This is a genomic window from Streptomyces sp. DT2A-34 (genome assembly GCF_030499515.1).
GTDB lineage: Bacteria > Actinomycetota > Actinomycetes > Streptomycetales > Streptomycetaceae > Streptomyces.
Genome location: NZ_JASTWJ010000001.1, coordinates 9,796,781 through 9,816,165 on the forward strand (window position 1 = coordinate 9,796,781; position 19,385 = coordinate 9,816,165).

General features: G+C 70.9%; 15 protein-coding genes. 13 read left to right on the forward strand and 2 right to left on the reverse strand.

The window, feature by feature from the left end:
• The first annotated feature begins 185 nt into the window (after nt 1–185).
• Genes QQM39_RS43720 through QQM39_RS43730 form a run of 3 tightly spaced genes read left to right on the forward strand, consistent with a single transcriptional unit; the run spans nt 186 to nt 5,754 of the window.
• A complete protein-coding gene (locus QQM39_RS43720) occupies nt 186–1,454 on the forward strand; it encodes an aspartate aminotransferase family protein (protein WP_302003121.1) in 1,269 nt (422 codons plus the stop codon).
• On the forward strand, nt 1,451–4,318 hold the full coding sequence (locus QQM39_RS43725) for an FAD-binding and (Fe-S)-binding domain-containing protein (RefSeq protein WP_302003122.1): 2,868 nt from the start codon (nt 1,451–1,453) through the stop codon (nt 4,316–4,318). Before QQM39_RS43720 ends, QQM39_RS43725 begins: the two co-directional genes overlap by 4 nt.
• Nucleotides 4,315–5,754, forward strand: coding sequence for an NAD-dependent succinate-semialdehyde dehydrogenase (locus QQM39_RS43730; RefSeq protein ID WP_302003123.1), 1,440 nt, complete (start codon nt 4,315–4,317; stop codon nt 5,752–5,754). The genes QQM39_RS43725 and QQM39_RS43730 overlap by 4 nt, the downstream gene beginning before the upstream one ends.
• Nucleotides 5,755–6,194: 440 nt before the next feature.
• Here the strand turns inward: QQM39_RS43730 and QQM39_RS43735 are convergent, their stop codons facing one another.
• Together QQM39_RS43735 and QQM39_RS43740 are read right to left on the reverse strand one after the other, a co-directional pair.
• On the reverse strand, nt 6,195–6,938 hold the full coding sequence (locus tag QQM39_RS43735; RefSeq protein WP_302003124.1) for an IclR family transcriptional regulator: 744 nt from the start codon (nt 6,936–6,938) through the stop codon (nt 6,195–6,197).
• Nucleotides 6,939–7,298: 360 nt separating this feature from the next.
• Nucleotides 7,299–8,045, reverse strand: coding sequence for an IclR family transcriptional regulator (locus tag QQM39_RS43740; protein WP_302003929.1), 747 nt, complete (start codon nt 8,043–8,045; stop codon nt 7,299–7,301).
• 280 nt (nt 8,046–8,325) lie between these two features.
• On the opposite strand from QQM39_RS43740, the gene solA reads away from it, so the two are divergent.
• From solA to QQM39_RS43790, 10 genes are all read left to right on the forward strand, one after another.
• Entirely contained in the window at nt 8,326–9,462 is a 1,137-nt protein-coding gene (gene solA / locus QQM39_RS43745) for an N-methyl-L-tryptophan oxidase (protein WP_302003125.1), read from the forward strand.
• 5 nt (nt 9,463–9,467) lie between these two features.
• The gene (locus tag QQM39_RS43750) at nt 9,468–10,454 is read left to right on the forward strand and encodes a succinylglutamate desuccinylase/aspartoacylase family protein (protein ID WP_302003126.1); all 987 of its coding nucleotides are present in this window, start codon (nt 9,468–9,470) and stop codon (nt 10,452–10,454) included.
• 108 nt (nt 10,455–10,562) lie between these two features.
• Nucleotides 10,563–11,666 carry an ABC transporter substrate-binding protein gene (locus QQM39_RS43755; protein WP_302003127.1) on the forward strand — a complete coding sequence of 368 codons (1,104 nt, stop codon included), beginning with the start codon at nt 10,563–10,565 and terminating at the stop codon, nt 11,664–11,666.
• Nucleotides 11,659–12,798, forward strand: coding sequence for an ABC transporter ATP-binding protein (locus tag QQM39_RS43760; protein WP_302003128.1), 1,140 nt, complete (start codon nt 11,659–11,661; stop codon nt 12,796–12,798). Before QQM39_RS43755 ends, QQM39_RS43760 begins: the two co-directional genes overlap by 8 nt.
• 2 nt (nt 12,799–12,800) lie before the next feature.
• Entirely contained in the window at nt 12,801–13,733 is a 933-nt protein-coding gene (locus tag QQM39_RS43765) for an ABC transporter permease (RefSeq protein ID WP_302003129.1), read from the forward strand.
• Nucleotides 13,730–14,599, forward strand: a complete 870-nt coding sequence (locus QQM39_RS43770; protein WP_302003130.1) for an ABC transporter permease — start codon at nt 13,730–13,732, stop codon at nt 14,597–14,599. Before QQM39_RS43765 ends, QQM39_RS43770 begins: the two co-directional genes overlap by 4 nt.
• A complete protein-coding gene (locus QQM39_RS43775; protein ID WP_302003131.1) occupies nt 14,596–15,987 on the forward strand; it encodes an aminotransferase class III-fold pyridoxal phosphate-dependent enzyme in 1,392 nt (463 codons plus the stop codon). The genes QQM39_RS43770 and QQM39_RS43775 overlap by 4 nt, the downstream gene beginning before the upstream one ends.
• A gap of 38 nt (nt 15,988–16,025) precedes the next feature.
• A complete protein-coding gene (locus QQM39_RS43780) occupies nt 16,026–16,979 on the forward strand; it encodes a succinylglutamate desuccinylase/aspartoacylase family protein (RefSeq protein WP_302003132.1) in 954 nt (317 codons plus the stop codon).
• Entirely contained in the window at nt 16,976–18,430 is a 1,455-nt protein-coding gene (locus tag QQM39_RS43785; protein WP_302003133.1) for an aldehyde dehydrogenase, read from the forward strand. Before QQM39_RS43780 ends, QQM39_RS43785 begins: the two co-directional genes overlap by 4 nt.
• Nucleotides 18,427–19,365 carry an aldo/keto reductase gene (locus QQM39_RS43790; protein ID WP_302003134.1) on the forward strand — a complete coding sequence of 313 codons (939 nt, stop codon included), beginning with the start codon at nt 18,427–18,429 and terminating at the stop codon, nt 19,363–19,365. Before QQM39_RS43785 ends, QQM39_RS43790 begins: the two co-directional genes overlap by 4 nt.
• The last annotated feature ends 20 nt before the right edge of the window (nt 19,366–19,385 follow it).

The following is a 19,385-nucleotide window of genomic DNA, read 5'->3' on the forward strand; positions in this document are numbered from 1 at the left end:
ACAAGCGTGGCTGACCTGCGCAAGAGCGGTCCGTGAGCGGTCGGAGCCCGGCATGTCCCCGATGAGGCTGACACAACGTCCGGATGTCGCGGCCCGACCGGACAGATCGCACGTTGGCGCACCCCTGGTTCACGGAGATGCTCGGGATACCGCAGCAGACCGAACACCGAAGCCGGGAGACGAACATGACCGCACTGTCGCCGCACCTTCGCCAGGCCACACCCGTGGTGGCGGTCCGGGGCGAGGGCGTCCACCTCTTCGGCGAGGACGGCCGCCGCTACCTCGACTTCACCGCCGGCATCGGCGTCACCAGCACCGGGCACTGTCACCCGAAGGTGGTGGCGGCGGCGCAGGAGCAGGTGGGCACGCTGGTCCACGGGCAGTACACGACGGTCATGCACCAGCCGCTGCGGCAGCTGGTCGACAAGCTCGGCGAGGTGCTGCCGACCGGGCTGGACAGCCTGTTCTTCACCAACTCCGGCAGCGAGGCCGTCGAAGCCGCGCTGCGGCTGGCCCGCCAGGCCACCGGCCGCCCCAACGTCATCGTCTGCCACGGCGGCTTCCACGGCCGTACGGTGGCCGCCGCCTCCATGACGACGTCCGGCACCCGCTTCCGGTCCGGCTTCTCCCCGCTGATGAGCGGTGTGGTCGTCACCCCGTTCCCGTCGGCCTATCGCTACGGCTGGGACGAGGAGACCGCGACCCGCTTCGCTCTCCAGGAGCTCGACTACACCCTCCAGACCATCTCCTCACCCGCCGACACGGCCGCGATCATCGTCGAGCCGGTGCTCGGCGAGGGCGGCTACGTGCCCGCCACCCGCGCGTTCATGGAAGGACTGCGGGAGCGTGCGGACCGCCACGGCTTCCTGCTCATCCTGGACGAGGTGCAGACGGGCGTCGGCCGCACCGGCCGCTTCTGGGGCCACGACCACTTCGGCGTCACCCCGGACATCCTCGTCACCGCCAAGGGCCTGGCCAGCGGCTTCCCGCTGTCCGGCATCGCCGCCTCCGAGGCGCTGATGGCCAAGGCGTGGCCGGGCTCGCAGGGCGGAACGTACGGCGCCAACGCCGTCGCCTGCGCCGCGGCCTGCGCCACCCTCGACGTCGTACGCGACGAGAAGCTCGTCGAGAACGCGGAGGCCATGGGCGCCCGGCTGCGGCACGGCCTGGAGGCGGTCGCCCACCGGACGCCGGGCATCGGTGATGTGCGGGGGCTGGGGCTGATGCTGGCCACCGAGTTCGTCACCGAGGACGGCAGCCCCGACCCCGAGACCGCCGCTCGCGTGCAGCGCGCCGCCGTGGACGAGGGTCTGCTCCTGCTGCTGTGCGGGGCCTGGAACCAGGTGGTGCGGATGATCCCGGCGCTGGTGATCGACGAGACGGCGGTGGACGAGGGACTCCGGGCATGGGCGACCGCCGTGGAGGCCGGTACCTCAGGAGCGTCGGCACGATGAGCGACAGCGTGGCGCGGCTGGCCGCCCGGCTCGCCGAGACGGCTCCTGGCCTGCGGGTGGAATCCGGCCTGGGCACCCTCGGCCAGTACGCCTACGACGCCTCCAACTACCGCGTCCCCCCGCAGGCTGTGGCCTTCCCCCGCTCCACGGACGATGTGGTCGCGGTGCTGCGGGCCTGCAAGGAGACGGGCGTCGCGGTCACCGCTCGCGGCGGTGGCACCAGCATGGCGGGCAACGCGGTCGGGCCGGGCGTCGTCCTGGACTTCTCCCGGTACATGAACCGCATCCTGGACATCGACCCGGCCGCCGGGACCGCGCGTGTCGAGGCCGGAGTCGTCCTCGACGCGTTGCAGAGCGCGACCGCCCTGCACGGGCTTTCCTTCGGCCCTGACCCGTCCTCGCACAGCCGCTGCACCCTCGGCGGCATGATCGGCAACGACGCGTGCGGGAACCGGTCGGTGCGGCACGGGCGGACCAGCAGCCACATCGAGGCGCTGGAGATCGTGACGGCCGACGGAGTGCGGGCCGTCGCCGACCACGTGGGGTTGCACCCGGTGGACCCTGCGGAGGCGGAGCTCGTCGCCCGTCTCGAAGCGGACGTACGACGTCTGATCGGCGACAACCTGGCGCCGATCCGGACCGAGCTGGGCCGCATTCCGCGCCAGGTCTCCGGCTATCAGTTGCACCATCTGCTGCCCGAGCGCGGCTTTGACATGGCCCGCGCTCTGGTCGGCACCGAGGGCTCCTGTGCGGTCGTCACCGCAGCGACGGTCCGCCTGGTGGCGACTGCACAGGCTTCGGCGCTGCTCACTCTCGGCTACGACGACGTCGTCGACGCGGCCGAGGACGTGCCGGAGATCCTGCGCTGGAATCCCACCGCTGTGGAGGGCATGGACGAGGCGATCGTCGCCACCATGCGTGCCCGGCGGGGCCCCGACTCCGTCACCGGACTGCCCGAGGGGCGGGCCTGGCTGTACGTCGAGCTGGACGGCGACGACGAGGCCGCTGTGAACGCCCGTGCGGCTGAGCTCCTCGATGTGCTCAAGGCGCAGGGCCGGATGACCGGCGGGCGGGTCGTGGAGAGCGCGGCCGAGCGCCGCTCCCTGTGGCGGGTCCGCGAGGACGGGGCCGGTCTTGCCGCACGCCTGGTGGACGGCGGGGAGTCGTGGCCCGGCTGGGAGGACTCGGCGGTCGCGCCCGAGAACCTTGCCGGCTACCTGCGGGACTTCCGCAAGCTCCTGGCCGACCACGGGCTGACGGGCGTGATGTACGGGCACTTCGGCGCGGGGTGCGTCCACGTGCGCATCGACTTCGACCTCGCCACGGACACCGGCCGGGCCGCCGCCCGTCGCTTCCTGCACGAGGCGGCCGCGCTGGTCGTCGCGCATGGCGGGACCCTGTCCGGCGAGCACGGTGACGGGCGGGCGCGCGGTGAGCTGCTGGAGGTCATGTACAGCCACCGGCTGATCCGGGCGTTCGCCGACTTCAAGGAGATCTTCGACCCCGAAGGGCTGCTCAACCCCGGCGTCATCGTGGCCCCGGCCCCCCTCGACGCCGATCTCGCGCTGCACCAGATCCAACCCTTGGCCACGGAGTTCACCTTCCCGCACGACGAGGACGGCTTCGCGGGCGCGGCCCGCCGCTGCGTCGGCGTCGGCCGGTGCCGCAGCGACGCGGGCGGTGTGATGTGCCCGAGTTACCGGGCCACGGGGGAGGAGAACGACTCCACCCGGGGCCGGGCCCGACTGCTCCAGGAGATGGTGCGCGGGGAGACCGTCCAGGACGGCTGGCGCTCGACGGAGGTCCGCGACGCGCTCGATCTGTGCCTGTCCTGCAAGGCGTGCTCCAGCGACTGCCCGGTTGGTGTAGACATGGCCACCTACAAGGCGGAGTTTTTGCACCAGCACTACAAGGGCAGGCTCCGGCCCCGCTCGCACTACTCGCTGGGCTGGCTGCCCCTGACCTCCGCCCTCGCCGGATACGCCGCCCGCCCGCTCAACGCGCTGCTCCGCGGATCGCTCGGCCGACTCCTCGCCCGCCTCGGAGGCGTGACCACGAAGCGCACGATCCCGGCCTTCGCCTCCCGGCACGCCCTGCGCAGGGTCCTGCGCGATGCGAGGACCGGCGAACCGGCGAAAGCCCTGCTCTTCGTCGACAGCTTCACCCGCGCCTTCCGTCCCGAGGTGGCCGGTGCCGCGAGCCGTGTCCTCGCCGACGCGGGAATCCCCTGCACGGCGGAGGACGGCCTGTGCTGCGGTCTGACCTGGGTCAGCACCGGTCAGCTGTCCGTGGCCCGCAGGATCATGGCCCGTACCGTCGCCCACCTCGACACCGGCGACGAGCGGCCCATCATCGTGGCCGAGCCCAGCTGCGCCGCGGCCCTCAAGCGCGACGTGCCCGAACTCCTCGGAACTGACGCCGCCCGTCGGGTCGCGGACCGCGTCCACACCTTCACGGGTGCCCTGACCGACCTGGCTGCCCCGAACTGGAGCCGGCCCGCGTTGCCGGACAACGTCGTCCTGCAGACCCACTGCCACGAGTACGCCACCTTCAAGGGCCGTCATCCCGCCGACCTGCTGCGCCGGCTGGGTGTGGGCAAGGTCGACGAGGCCGAGGGCTGCTGCGGACTCGCCGGGAACTTCGGCTTCGAGGAGCAGCACTACGACACCTCGATGGCCGTCGCCGACCTGGCCCTGAAGCCACGCCTCGACGGCATCGACCAGGACACTCCGAGCGTCGTCGTGGCCGACGGTTTCAGCTGTGCCACCCAGATCGACCACCTCGCCGGAGACCGAGGCATCCGCGCCCTGCATCTCGCGGAACTGCTCGACCGCGCCGCCGATCAACCAGGAGAGACCTCATGACCGACACACCCACGCAGTTGTTCATCGGCGGCGCCTGGGTGGACGCCGCGGACGGCGCCACCCTGCCCGTCGACGACCCGGCGACCGGCGAGATCCTCTGCCATGTCGCCGACGCGGGCCCGAAGGACGCGCGGCTCGCGGAGGAGGCGGCCGTTGCCGCGCAGGAGGCGTGGGCCCGTACGGCACCCCGTGCACGCAGCGAGATCCTGCGCCGGGCCTACGAGCTGATCCTTGAGCGCACCGACGAGCTGGCCCACCTGATGACGTCCGAGATGGGCAAGCCGCTCGCCGAGGCAAAGGGAGAGGTGGCGTACGCGGCGGAGTTCTTCCGCTGGTTCTCCGAGGAGGCCGTGCGCATCGACGGCGGCGGCGGAGTCCTGCCCGACGGCCGCAACCGCATGCTGCTCTCCCGCCGCCCGGTCGGCCCGTGTCTGCTGATCACTCCATGGAACTTCCCGCTGGCCATGGGCACCCGCAAGATCGGCCCCGCCATCGCCGCCGGCTGCACGATGATCCTCAAGCCCGCCCCCCAGACTCCTCTCTCCAGCCTGGCCCTCGCCGCGATCCTCAAGGAGGCCGGGCTGCCGGACGGCGTGCTGAACGTCGTCACCACCTCCCGTGCGGGGGAGGTGTGCGAACCGCTCCTGCGCGGCGGGCGGATTCGCAAGCTCTCCTTCACCGGCTCCACCAACGTCGGGCGCCTGCTGCTCGCCCAGTGCGCCGACGCCGTCGTACGGACCTCGATGGAGCTCGGGGGCAACGCGCCGTTCATCGTCTTCGACGACGCCGACCTGGATACGGCCGTGGACGGCGCGATGCTCGCCAAGATGCGCAACATGGGCGAGGCGTGCACAGCCGCCAACCGCTTCTTCGTCCACCGGTCGGTGGTCGAGGAGTTCGGACGGCGCCTGGCCGAGCGCATGGGCGCGCTCGTCGTGGGGCCCGGCACCCGGGACGGGGTCGATGTCGGCCCGTTGATCGACGCGGCCGGGCGGGCCAAGGTGGCGGAGCTGGTCGACGACGCGGTGGAGCGCGGCGCCCGGGTGCTCGTCGGCGGCCGCACGCCCGAGGGTCCGGGCTGCTTCTACCCGCCCACCGTGCTCACCGACGTCGACCCCGGCAGCCGCCTGATGGACACGGAGATCTTCGGCCCCGTCGCCGCGATCCTCACCTTCGACGACGAGGACGAGGTCGTCGGCCGTGCCAACGACACGCCCTGGGGCCTGGTCGGCTATGTCTTCACCGAGGGCCTCGACCGCGCCCTGCGCGTCAGCGAACGCCTCGAAGTGGGCATGGTCGGCCTCAACACCGGTCTCGTCTCCAACCCGGCCGCCCCCTTTGGAGGGGTGAAGCAGTCCGGGCTCGGCCGTGAAGGCGGCCGGGTGGGGATCGACGAGTTCCTGGAGTACCAGTACCTCGCGGTGCCCGTGCGATGACGGTGGTCATGCCCTGACTACCCCGCATCGCGCACCGCGACGGGCTGCCCCGTGCCCGGTTTCCACGCCACCGGGCACGGGGCAGCGGCTTTTCCGCCACCTGGCGGCGGGCGCGGGTCTCTCACTGTGCGCAGGCAGGCTGCGCATGCGTCGCATGGCGCAAGGGTCGGCCGCTGGTCCGGTGGGCCGCTGCATGGCCTGGGCGGCGGACGCGGCTGACAAGTAAGCCACGACGTGCGGCCCTCTGCTCCGCCCGGTGGGGGCGGGCGTTTGCCCGAACGGTTCGTCGCCCGCCCGTGAGGAGCGGAGGGGCGGTTACTGGAAGGCTCGCCCCATGCGCCCAGGGCGCCGTACGCCGCGAGGAGGCCGGCGCTGCCCGCCACGGCTCCGCTCCCTGGGCGGAGAGAGCGCTGCGCTGTCGTTCTGGCCGCCCGCTGCTCTCAGCCCAGGTGGCGGGCGGTGATTTCCGCCGCGGTGTCGGTCACCAGCCGCCCCAGCTCGGCGAGCCGGCCGGGGTCGAAGCGTGAGTCGGGCATGGAGACGGCCACGCTGGCCAGCGGCGTGCCGTCCTCATCCAGGACGGGTGCCGCGATGGCGCAGACACCCGGGCGGTACTGGTTGTGGTTGACGGCGTATCCGCGGTCTCTGACGCGGCGGAGCTCGGCACGCAGCTCCGCCGGGTCGGTGATGGTCTCCTGGCCGTAACCCTCGAGTGCGCCCGCCGTGACCTCGTCGACCTCGGACTTCGGCAGATGGGCGAGGACTGCGTGTCCGGTGGCTGTGGCGTGCAGTGGGGAGATGTCGCCGATGGCGTGGAAGGTTCGTACGGCGTGGTCGCAGTCGACGCGGTCCACCACGACGATGCCGTGCAGGGCGTCCGGCACCGTCAGGTGGATGGTCTCGTTCAGTGTGTCGCGGAGCCGGAACATGGGCTCGCGGGCGGCGGCGAACAGGCTGGACCCCTGTAGGGCGGCGGGGCGTACGGCCAGAACCCGGGCGCCGACCTCCCAGCGCGTGGTGTCCCTGCGATTCGCCCGCAGCCAGCCCGCCTCGTCGAGCGTCACCAGGGTGCGCTGCACGGTCGACTTGGGCAGTCCGAAGATCTTCGTCAGCTCTCCCACGGTCACCGGCTGATGCTGCGCCACGGCCTCCAGGACGCGCAGCGACCTGGTCAGGCTCTTCATTTCCATCCTGGCCCCTCAGTTCTGCGGATTCGTCGTGCTGTCCTCTTGACTCGCTTCCGGAGCCACAGGCATGATCATGCCGTATTTTAGCATGGCGTTCCACAATGCGGCACGCATCTTGATGTCTCCGGCGGTCGGACCGACGTCAAGGACCGTGCTGTTCTGATGCTCCGCGGCGTCTGACGCTGGTCGCGCCCTGAACGCGCCGTACCGCGCCGCCGTGTGAGGCGGCCGCCCTGTGCCCGGCACTCTCCCCCGGCCGGGCGCAGGGCGTGCCGTGAAACGGGCCATGGGCCGGCTCCCGTACGTGGGAACCGGCCCATGGCGATGCGGGGCCGAAGTCGGGCCGCCGCGACGTGCTCAGGCGCCGAGACGGCGCCCCGTGATCTCCGCGGCCGTGTCGGCGACCAGGCGGCCCCACTCGGGCAGCTTGTCGGCGTCGTACCGCGAATCGGGCATGGAGATGGCCACGGTGGCCAGCGGCGTGCCGTCCTCGTCGAGGATGGGCGCGGCGATGGCGCAGACGCCAGGCCGGTATTGGTTGCGGTTGACCGCGTAACCGTCGGTGCGGATCCGCCGCAGCTCGGCGCGCAGGTCCTCGGGGTCTGCGGGCGTCGACTCGCTGTAGCGCTCCAGGCCCTGCGTGATGAGCTCCTCGATGTCCTGCTTCGGCAGGTGGGCGAGGACCGCGCGCCCGGTGGCGGTGGCGTGCAGGGGTGAGGTGTCGCCGATGGCGTGGAAGGTTCGTACGGCGTGGTCGCAGTCCACGCGGTCCACCACGACCATGCACTGGAGTGCGTCCGGCACCGACAGGTGGATGGTCTCGTTGGCCTTGTCCCGCAGGTGCACCATGGGTTCGCGGGCGGCGGCGAACAGGCTGGACCCCTGTAGGGCGGCGGGGCGTACGGCCAGCACCCGGGCGCCGACCTCCCAGCGCGTGGTGTCCTTCCGGCTGGCCCGTAGCCAGCCGGCCTCCGCCAGCGTGACCAGGGTGCGCTGCACGGTCGACTTCGGCAGGCCGAAGATCTTGGTCAGCTCGCCCACGGTCACTGGCTGATGCTGGGCGACCGCCTCCAAGATCCGCAGCGATCTGGTGACGCTCTTCATTTCCATCCGGTTTCCCCCCGTTAATCCTCAGAATTCTTTGCGGACACCTCTTGACTCCCCTTTCTACCGCTGTCATTCTCGTGCCAGATTCTAGCACAGCATTCCACAATGTGGCACGGCTTCGGGAGGGATCCCGCGCAAGTGAGCCGGAGCTACGAGATACGGACGATTGCGAGCTGTGGTCCCGCCGAAGGGCCCGGCCCCGTCCAAACCGCCTCGAATCGATCAGCCTCACGCCGGGGGCCCAGCATGCGCCGCGGCGAAACGAAAGGAAAGCCCTGTGTCAGCTGCCAGGAAGCGCGTCGCCGTCGTCGGCGTCGGAACGATGGGCAGCCAGGCCGCCTGGCGCCTGGCCGCCCGTGGAGCCGAGGTGGTCGGCTACGACCGCTTCGCCCCGGGCCACGACCGCAGCGCGGCCGGCGGCGAGACCCGGATCTTCCGCAGCGCCCACTTCGAGGACTCCCGGTACGTGCCGCTGCTCCAGCACGCCGACGCCCTCTGGGAGCAGCTTCAGCAGGAGACCGGCCGTGAGCTGCGCCGCCTGACCGGCTGCCTGCTCATGGGGCCGACCGATCACCACCAGATGGCCACGGTCCTCGAGTCGATCGCCGAGCACGGCCTCGACCACGAGGTCCTCGACGCCGAGCTGCTCGCCAAGCGCTTCCCGCAGTTCCGGATCGAGGACGGCGACGCGGCCGTGCTCGACCGCCGCGCCGGCTTCATCCGCCCCGAGCTGACGATCCAGACCGCCGCCCGCCGCGCCGAGGAGCTCGGCGCCCGCATCCACCGCTACACCACGGTCCGCGAGATCGTCCCCGTCGCAGGCGGCGTCGAGATCCGCACCGACGCCGGCAGCGAGCACTTCGACACCGCCGTCGTCACGGTCGGCCCCTGGGTCAACGACCTGCTCCCCGAACTGCCCTGGGAGGTGGACATCCGCCGCCTCATCAGCGCCTGGTACGTGCCCACCACCGACGCCTGGTTCGGCGAGGAGCGCCCCGCCTTCATCCGCACGGCGCCCACCCACTGCTACGGCCTGCCCTCCCCGGACGGCGTCTCCGTCAAGCTCGGTCTCTCCCGCGCCCTGCACCGCCCGGCCGGTGACCCGAACCGGCTCGACCGAGAGGTGGCCCCGGAGGAGCTGGAGATCTTCACGGAACTGATCAGGCGTCACATGCCGGACCTGAACCCCGATCCGACCCGGCTCTCCGTCTACATGGAGGGCTACACCGAGAGCAGCCGTCCCCTGGTCGGGCCGCTGCCGGGCGCGGAGAACGTCGTCCTGCTCGCCGGGTTCTCCGGACACGGCTTCAAGCTCTCGCCCGCCTTCGGCGACATCGCCGCCGACCTCGCGCTGGACGGCACCTCGCCCCGGCCCATCGACTTCATCTCCACCCTCGACCGAGCGGAGGCGTGACGACCATGACCGCCCCCCTGTCCGTCGGCGTCCTGCGCGCCGAGCCCGGGACCAAGACCCGCGGCACCGTCCCCGCCGACCTCGGCACCCTCACCCTGGACATTCCGCTGACCCTGGTCAACGGCGCCCACCCCGGCCCCCGCGTTCTGATCACGGCGGGCGTGCACGGCGGCGAGTTCACGGGGGTCGACGCGGCCACCCGATTGGCCGCTCTGCTGGAGCCCGGCGAGGTGCACGGTCAGGTGATCGTCTGCCCGGTCGCCAACCCCCCGGCCGTCTACCAGGGTCGCCTCGGCGCCTCCCCGCTCGACGGCGTGAACATCAACCGCGTCTTTCCCGGCGACCCCGACGGCAGCCCCACCGAACGTCTCGCGGCGTGGCTGTTCACCAACCTCGTGGACGGTGCCGACGCCTACGTCGACCTGCACTCCGGCGGCATCGACGAGGTCCTGACGGATTTCGTCGGTTACCGCCTCACTGGTGACCCCGAACTGGACGCGCGGACAGCGGACATGGCCGGCGCGCTCGGCATCGAGGACGTCATCTTCGGAATGAACGCGGACGGCGGCAACAGTCACGCGGCCGCCGCCCGCCAGGGCATCCCGGCGATCCTCGTGGAGACCGGCCAGCTCGGCGAACGCGACGCGGACACCGCCCGTCGTCTCGTCGAGGGTTTGCATGGGGTACTGGGCCGGCTCGGCGTCCTGGACACCAAGCCCCAGGACGACACGGCCGTCCGCGCATGGGTCTGGGCCGCCGGCATCACCGCCGAGGCAACCGGCCTCTGGTATCCGGAGTTCACCGCCGGCGACGACGTGACGGAGGGCCAGGTCATCGGCCATGTCATCGACCCGGCCGACGGCCAGGAGCACAAGGTCCACACCCCGGCCACCGGCCGGATCTTCTACGGCATGCACGGACTGACCGTCGCCCCCGGCGCCGAACTCGCCGCCATCGCCGCCCCGGCTCCCCAGGACTCCGGCGGCCACTGACCCCACCCCCCCCAGCAAGTCCCCTCCCCGCACCACCAGAACGAGATCCCACCAGCACGCACCCCCACGCTCCCCTTCCTCACGTACCGCACCACCAGGAGGCACCCGGTGAGAGATGTCCGGATAGACCGCAGAGGGTTTCTGCGCGGAGTCGGCGGCGTGGCCGCAGGCATCGCCGCCGCCACATCGCTCAGCGCCTGCGGCACCGGCACCAGCCGGTCCGTCGACAGCGGCGGCAAGAGCTCCAAGACCCTCGTGGTCCGCAACAGCGGCGGCTCGTACGGCGACGCCAACCAGCAGGCGATCTACGAGCCGTTCACCAAGGAGACCGGCATCCAGGTCAAGGTGGTGAACGTCGAGTACGCCCAGATGCTCGCCCAGATCAAGCAGGGGCGCCCCCAGTTCGACGTCATCGACGACTCCATGGCCGACTTCGTGCTCTTCAAGCAGCAGGACGCCACCGAGGACCTCGACTACGACCGGCTGAAGAACTTCAAGAACGCGGGCATCGCCAAGACCCTGGTGACCTCCAACGCGGTCGGCAAGAACTACTGGGCCAGCGTGATGGCGTACCGTACGGACGCCTTTGGGGGGAAGAAACCTTCCTCCTGGGCGGACTTCTGGGACACCAAGACCTTCTCCGGCAACCGCGCGCTGCAGGCCCTGGACGCCGACCTGCCCGAGCTGGAGTTCGCCCTCCTCGCCGACGGCGTGGCGCTGGACAAGCTCTACCCGCTCGACGTGGACCGCGCCTTCAAGGTCCTCAGCGAGATCAAGCCCCACGTCCGCAAGTTCTGGGACACCGGCGCTCTGCCCGGCGTGCTCCTGGGCCGCAAGGAGGTTGACGCCTCCAGCGTGTGGCATGGCCGCCTGGACGCCCTGATCAAGGGCGGCTCCCCGCTCGCCTACCAGTGGAACGGCGCCCGCCGGCAGAGCAACGCCCTCGGCATCCCCAAGGGCGCCGCCAACCTCGACGCCGCCTACCAGCTCATCGACTTCGCCCTGCGGCCCGAGGTGCAGGCGGCCTACGCCGAGATCTACCCGATGGCCCCGTCGGTGCCGGCCGCCTACAAGAAGCTCAAGCCCGCCACCGCCGCGAACCTGGCCAGCTCGCCCGAGCACCTGGAGTCCGGCTTCGACCTGGACGTCGAGTGGTGGATCAAGAACCAGGACGCCGTGTCCAAGCGCTGGCAGGAGTGGACGCATGCCTGAGATCGACGTGATGCCCGAGCTGTCCCTGGCCTCAGCGGCCGACCTGACCGGTTCCGGCAAGCCCCTGTCCGTGACACGGCTTCGGAAAACCTACGGGGGAGTGACGGCCGTCGACGAGGTCTCCATGGAGATCGCGGCCGGCGAGTTCGTCACCTTCCTCGGCTCCTCCGGCTCCGGCAAGACCACCACCCTGATGATGATCGCCGGGTTCTGCGAGCCCGACTCCGGCAGCATCGTCGTCGGCGGCCGTGACGTGACCCGCCTCGCCCCGCAGAAGCGCGGCCTGGGCTTCGTCTTCCAGCAGTACCTGCTCTTCCCGCACATGACCGTCTGGGAGAACGTCGCCTTCCCCCTGCAACTGCGGGGCGTGTCCAAGGCGGAACAGCGCCGCCGGGTCGGCGAGACCCTGGAGATGGCCGGGCTGTCCGCCATGGCCCGCCGCCGCCCCCGCGAGCTGTCCGGCGGCCAGCAGCAGCGCGTCGCGCTGTGCCGGGCCCTGGTCTACCGGCCGCCGGTCATCCTCATGGACGAGCCGCTCGGCGCCCTCGACAAGAAGCTGCGCGACCAGCTCCAGACCGAGATCAAGCGCATCCAGCAGGAACTCGGCCTGACCGTCATCTACGTGACGCACGACCAGGAAGAGGCCCTCGTCCTCTCCGACCGCATCGCGGTGATGCGGGACGGCCGGATCGACCAGTTCGACACCCCGCAGGAGCTCTTCGAGCGTCCGCGCACTCCGTTCGTCGCCGATTTCCTCGGTGCCGCCAACTTCCTCCCGGGCCAAGTGGAGCAGCAGACGTCCGGCCACACCCTGGTACGTCTGGACACCGGCGGTGTACTGAAGGCCCGCCCGCAGGCGGGGCCCGAAGGAGCCCGGGTCCGTGCCGCGGTCCAGCCCGGCCGGCTCGCCCTGTGTCCCCCCGACGACGGATTCTGTACCGGGACGGTCGGGACCGTCACCTACGTCGGCACGCTCGTACGCGTCACCGTCCGCCCTCTCGGCGAGGCGGCCACCGAACTCGTACGGCTGGAACTGCCCGCCGGCCGAGCCCCCGACCTCGGCGAGCGCATCGGCCTCACCGCGGACCCCGCGAACGTCAGCGTCTTCCCGGACGCGGAACACGGGGGATGACGATGGCCGGAACCGCACTGGCGCCCACCCCGGCGCCCGCCGCACCCACACCCGCCCCGGGCAAGCGCGGCCTGGGCCGCGCGCTGTCCGAACGGCGCACCCGCTTCGGACTGCTCAACGCCACCCCCGTCGTCGTCTACCTCCTGATCCTCTTCGTCTATCCGATCTTCAGCACCCTGATGCTGAGCCTGAAGGGCGAGGAGGGCGGCTTCACCCTCCACTGGTACGCCGACGCCTTCCAGGGCGCGAACCTGGAGATCCTGCTCACGACCCTGCGGATCTCCGCCGAGACCTCCCTGCTCGCGCTGGTCGTCGGGTTCGTCCTGGCCTCGGCCATCTCGCGGCTCAAGCCGCTGTGGGCCGGCCTGGCGATGCTCGTGGTGGTCGTCCCGCACTTCATCAGCGCGCTGGTGCGCACCTACGGCTGGATCATCCTGCTCGGTGACAACGGCGTGGTGAACAACGCCCTGACGGACATGCACGTCCCCGGCGCGCCCGTCCAGTTGCTCTACAACGAGATCGGCGTCGTCATCGGCACCACCGCCGTGATGCTGCCGTACACCGTGCTGCTGCTGTTCGCGGTGATGAAGGGCATCGACCGGCGCCTGATGGCCGCCGCGGCGAGCATGGGCGCGGGCCGGATCACCATCTTCCGCCGGGTCTACCTGCCCCTGGTGGCCCCCGGCCTGGTCAACGCCGGCGTGCTGTGCTTCATCCTCTGCCTCGGCTACTACCTCACGCCCGCCCTGATGGGCGGCGAGAAGCAGACCATGGTCGCCTCGCTCATCGACGAGCAGGTCATGAAGCAGAACCAGTGGAACGGCGCCTCGGCGCTCGGCATCATCCTGCTGCTCCTCACCTTCGCCGGACTGCTGCTGCTCAGGCTGCTGAAGTCGGCGGGCGAGGCCCTTCGGAACCGGGGTACGGCGTCATGATCGAGCTCCGTTCCACGCTGGCCGGACGCATCACCCTGGCCGTCCTGTCCACGCTGATCCTTTTGTTCCTGGCCCTGCCGATCATCGTCATCGTCGTCACCTCCTTCGGCAAGGACGCCTTCGGCTCCTTCCCGCCGGAGGCGTGGACCCTCGACTGGTACACGCAGCTGTTCGCCGACGGCAGCAAGTGGCCCGCCGCGCTGTCGCTCAGCGCCCTGGTGGCGGCCATGACCACGGTCTTTTCCCTGATCCTGGGGATGACCGCGGCCACCGCCCTCGTCCGCAGCGAACTTCCGCTGCGGTCGGCGGTCTACGGCCTGGTACTCGCCCCGCTGGTGATCCCCCAGGTCGTCATCGCCCTCGGTCTGTTCCTGCTCTTCGAGCCGGCCGCGATGCTCGGCAGCCCGATCGCCATCGCTCTCGGCCACACCGTGCTGGCCTCACCGATCGCCGTGATGATCCTCATGGCCACCCTGAAGGGCATCGACGAACGGCTGGAGGACGCGGCCGCCAGCATGGGCGCGAACCGGCTGACCGTCTGGCGGCGGATCACCCTCCCGCTGGCCATGCCCGGCATGGTCGCCGCCGGCATCTTCTCCTTCATCACCAGCTTCGACGAGTTCTTCATCTCGCAGTTCCTGTCCTCCGTGGACACCGTGACCCTGCCCGTGCAGGTGTTCAACGTCCTCCAGTACAACGTCGACCCGTCGGTGACCGCCGTCAGCGCGATCCTCATCGCCGTCGCCGTCGTGGCCCTCGCCCTGGTCGGCGTGGTCCGCAAGCTCAGCGGCTCCGGCAAACAGGACGGCCTGCTGCCCACAGAACCCGGACTGGGCCTCCCCGCCGGAAGTGAGACCGCATCATGACCACCAGCACCCGCACACCCACCGGTGAACTGTCCGCCACCGCGGCCAGACACCTCCTGCTCAACATGACCCCCAACGGCTCGCTCGGCCAGGACGGCGAGAACCTCTTCGTCGTCCAGCGTGGCGAGGGCCCGTACGTCGACGACGCCGACGGCAGGCGCTACATCGACGGTCTCTCCGGCCTGTACTGCTGCCAGCTCGGCTACTCCTACGCCCCCGAGTTCGCCGAGGCGGCGGACAAGCAGCTGCGAGAGCTGTGCTTCAGCCCGCTGTGGTCCTCCTCCGCGCACCCCACCGCCATCGAACTCGCCGAGCGGCTCTCGCGGATCGCGCCCGTCGATGTCGAGCACACGTTCTTCTCCGGCGGCGGGGCGGAAGCGGTGGAGACCGCCTGGAAGATCGCCCGCCGCTACCACGCCCTGCGCGGGGAACCGGGCCGGGTGAAGGCGATCTCCCGTCGCGGCGCCTACCACGGGCTGACCATCGGGGCTCTCTCCCTGACCGACGACCCCGGGCTGCGCGAACCCTACGGGCCGGGCGCGATCGAGACCCGGTTCGTGTCCAACACCAACCGCTTCGGCCTCGCCCCCGAGTACGTCGACGACGACGTGTACACCTCCCGTCTGCTCGCCGAGCTGGAGGCCGCGATCCTGGCCGAGGGCCCGGAGAGCATCGCGATGCTGATCGCCGAGCCGGTGCAGAACCGCGGCGGCTGCATCACCCCGCCCCACGGCTACTGGCCGGGCCTCAGGGCGCTCGCCGACCGGTACGGCTTCCTCCTCGTCGCCGACGAGGTGATCACCGCCTTCGGGCGGCTGGGGGAGTGGTTCGGCGGCGACCGCTACGGCGCTCGCCCCGACATCGTCACCGTCGCCAAGGGCATCACCGCCGGATACGCCCCTATGGGAGCAACTCTGGTGAGCAACGGCGTCGTCGAGGTCATCAATCAACCGGGCGCGGTCCTCAACCACGGCTACACCTTCGCCGGGCACCCGCTGAGCGCGGCCATCGCCCTGCGCAGCCTGGAGATCATGGAGCGGGACCGGATCCTGGAGAACGTCCGCGGTCTGCAGGACCATCTCGCGACGCGTATGGCTTCCCTCGGAGACCTGAGAATCGTCGGTGACGTCCGGGGCGCCGGCTTCTTCTACGCCTGCGAACTCGTCGGCGACCTCGACGGCGGCGGCTTCAGCGACAAGGCCCGCGCCGATCTGATCGTCGACCTCATCCCACGCCGACTTCGCGAGGCCGGCCTCCTGGCCCGCGTCTACAACCGCTCCGCCCCGCTGGTGCAGATCGCGCCCCCGCTGATCAGCGACCGGCACCTCCTCGACCGTATCGCCGACATCCTCGCGGAGACCCTCGCCGAGGCGTCCGCCCGCCTGTGACACCCGCACCCGCCCCGCATTCGAAAGGAACCACCCTCATGTACTCCATCGGTCCGCTGTCCGTCGCCCCCGGCGAGCGCGCCCAGGGCCTCATCCCGGTCGGCACCAGCAGCTACGGCGTGGAGCTCGGCATACCGCTGATAGTCGTCAACGGTGCCCACGACGGCCCGGTGCTCTGCGTGGACGCGGGCGTGCACGGTGACGAGTACGACGGCCAGGAGGCCATCCGCCGCGTCCTCGCCGACATCGACCCGGCCACCTTGCGCGGCACGCTCGTCGGCATCCCCTGCATGAACACCCCGGCCTTCGAGGCGGCGGCCCGCACCAGCGGCCTCGACTACCTGAACCTCAACCGCATCTTCCCGGGCGACGCCGACGGCTCGTACTCCCTCCGTCTGGCGGCCACCTTCGTCGAGCAGGTCGTCCCGGCCATCGACGCCCTGGTGGACCTGCACACCGGCGGCACCTTCGGTGAGATCGCCCCGCTCGTCATCCTTCAGGGCGGCTACGAGGAACTGGCCACCGACCTCGCCCTCGCGGCCGGGCACGAGCTGGTCTGGAAGGGCGGCAAGTGGGGCGGCACGGTCCGCCACCCCACTCTTGCGGCGGGCAAGCCCGCCATCACCATCGAGGCGGGTGGCGGCACCTACCGCGAGGCCAACGTCGAGCTGCACATCGGCTCGATCCGCAACATCATGCGGCAGCTGAAGATGATCGACGGCGAGACGGAGCTGCGGGAGAAGTACACGACGACCTCCGGCACCTTCGCCCGTTCCGCCGCCGGCGGCTTCTTCCTGGGACACGCCGAGCCGGGGGAGACGTGCAAGGAAGGCGACCTGATCGCCCACATCGTCGACCACTACGGCAACACGCTGGAGGAGGTCCGCGCCCCGCAGGACGGCATCGTGCTCTGGGTCCGCCGGATCCGTACCGTCCGCCCCGGCGACGAGGTCGTCATCTTCGGCGAGGTGCAGGGAGAAATCCAGCCATGAGCGGCGACACGCGGTTGCTTCTCGTCGACGGCAAACAGATTCCCGCCGCCGACGGCCGTACCTTCACCGTCCTCGACCCGTCGGACGGCACGGCCTTCGCCCAGGTGGCGCTGGCCGGAGCGGCGGACGTGGACCAGGCGGTGGCGGCGGCACACGCGGCCTTCGTCTCCCCCGAGTGGGCCCGGATGCGCGCCGCCGACCGGGGCAGGATCCTGTACCGGATCGCCGAGGCCATCCGCTACCAGGGCGAACGCCTGGCCCGCCTGGAGAGCCAGGACGTCGGCAAGCCGCTCAGCCAGGCGAAGGCCGACGTCGAGGCCGCCGCCCGCTACTTCGAGTTCTACGCGGGCGTCGCCGACAAGCTCGGCGGCACGACGATTCCCCTCGGCCCCGGTCTGATCGACTACACCGTCCGCGAGCCGATCGGCGTCTCCGGGCAGATCATCCCCTTCAACTACCCGCTGCAGAACACCGCGCGAGGCTCCGCCCCCGCACTGGCCGCGGGCTGCACGGTGGTGCTCAAGCCCTCTCCCGAGGCACCGATCACCCCGCTGGAGATCGGCAGGATCGCCCTGGAATGCGGCCTCCCGCCGGGCGTCTTGAACGTCGTCCCCGGCGACGGCGAGACCGGGGCGGCCCTCGCCGGGCACCCGGACATCGACCAGGTCACCTTCACCGGTTCTGTGCCCACCGGCATCAAGGTCGCCCAGGCGGCCGCCGCCAACGTGGTGCCCTCGGCCACCGAGCTGGGCGGCAAGTCGCCGATCGTCGTCTTCGCCGACGCCGACTTCGACCTGGCGCTGACCGCGATCCTCGGGGCGTCGTTCAGCAACGCCGGACAGATGTGCTCGGCTGGGACGAGGCTGCTCCTCCAGCGCGGCGCCGAGGAGTTCCTGGACCGGCTGGTCGAGAAGATCGCCACTCTGCGCGTCGGCCCCGGCCTGACGGATCCGGACGTCGGCCCGCTGGTCGCCGCCCGGCAACGCGACCGGGTCCTGGGCTACCTGGATCTGGCACGGCAGGAAGGCGCGACGGTCCGCGTGGGCGGTGGCGCACCCTCCGACCCGGAGCTGGCGGATGGGTACTACGTGGAGCCGACCGTCCTGACCGGTTTGACGAACGACGCCCGTGTCGCCCGCGAGGAAATCTTCGGCCCCGTCATCACCGTGATCGACTTCGACCACGCGGACCAGGCTCTGGAGATCGCCAACGACAGCCCCTACGGCCTGGCCTCGTACATCTGGACCCGCGACATCGACAAGGCGATGCGCCTCGCCGAGGGCGTCCGGACCGGCCAGGTCTACGTCAACGCCACCGGCGTCGGCACCGGCGTCGAACTGCCCTTCGGCGGCTACAAGCACAGCGGCTGGGGCCGGGAGAAGGGCCTCGAAGCCCTGGCCAGCTACACGCAGACCAAGAACGTCTGCATCGGATTCGGGAGCCGGACATGAGGTACCGCACGCTCGGTGAACGCGGGCCGGCCGTCTCGGTGGTGGGCGTCGGCGGCAACAACTTCGGCTCCCGTCTCGACGAGGACGGCACGAAGGCCGTCGTGCACGCTGCCCTCGACGCGGGCATCACCCTGTTCGACACGGCCGACATGTACGGCGGGTTCGGCGACCAGGGCGGCTCGCGCGGGGACGGTGAACGCCTCCTCGGGGCCGCCCTCAAGGGCCACCGCGACGAGGTCGTCCTCGCCACCAAGTTCGGCATGGACATGGGCCGGGATGCCGACCTGTACGGGCCGCGAGGCGCCCGCGGCTACATCCGCCACGCCGTGGAGGCGTCGTTGCGCCGCCTGGGCACCGACCGTATCGACCTGTACCAGTACCACGAGCCGGACGGCGTCACCCCGCTCGACGAGACTGTGACCGCCCTGCGGGAACTGGTCGACGAGGGCAAGATCGGCCACATCGGTTGCTCCAACCTTCCGGCCGAGGACCTGTCCGAGGCGTTCGTCAGCACCCAGGCCCGCTACCACCTGCTCGACCGCAGTGTGGAGGAGGACCTGATCCCGGCCTGTCTGCGCCACGGCCTCGGCCTGCTGCCGTACTACCCGCTGGCCAACGGCCTGCTCAGCGGCAAGTACCGGCGCGGCGAGCAGCCCCCGCCCGGCAGCCGCCTGTCCTGGCGGCAGGGCTGGCTGACCGACGCGGCCCTCGACCGGGTCGAGGCGCTCACCTCGTATGCCACCGAGCGCGACCTGACCCTCCTCCAGGTCGCGGTGGGCGGACTCGCCGCCCTGCCCGCCGTCGGCTCGGTCATCTGCGGCGCCATGACCCCCGAACAGGTCACCGCCAACGCGGCGGCGGCCGACTGGCTCCCCGACGCGGCCGACCTGGCCGCACTCGACGCGATCGTCACCCCCGGCGAGCGGATCGTCTGACCCTCCCCCGTCCCTGTAAG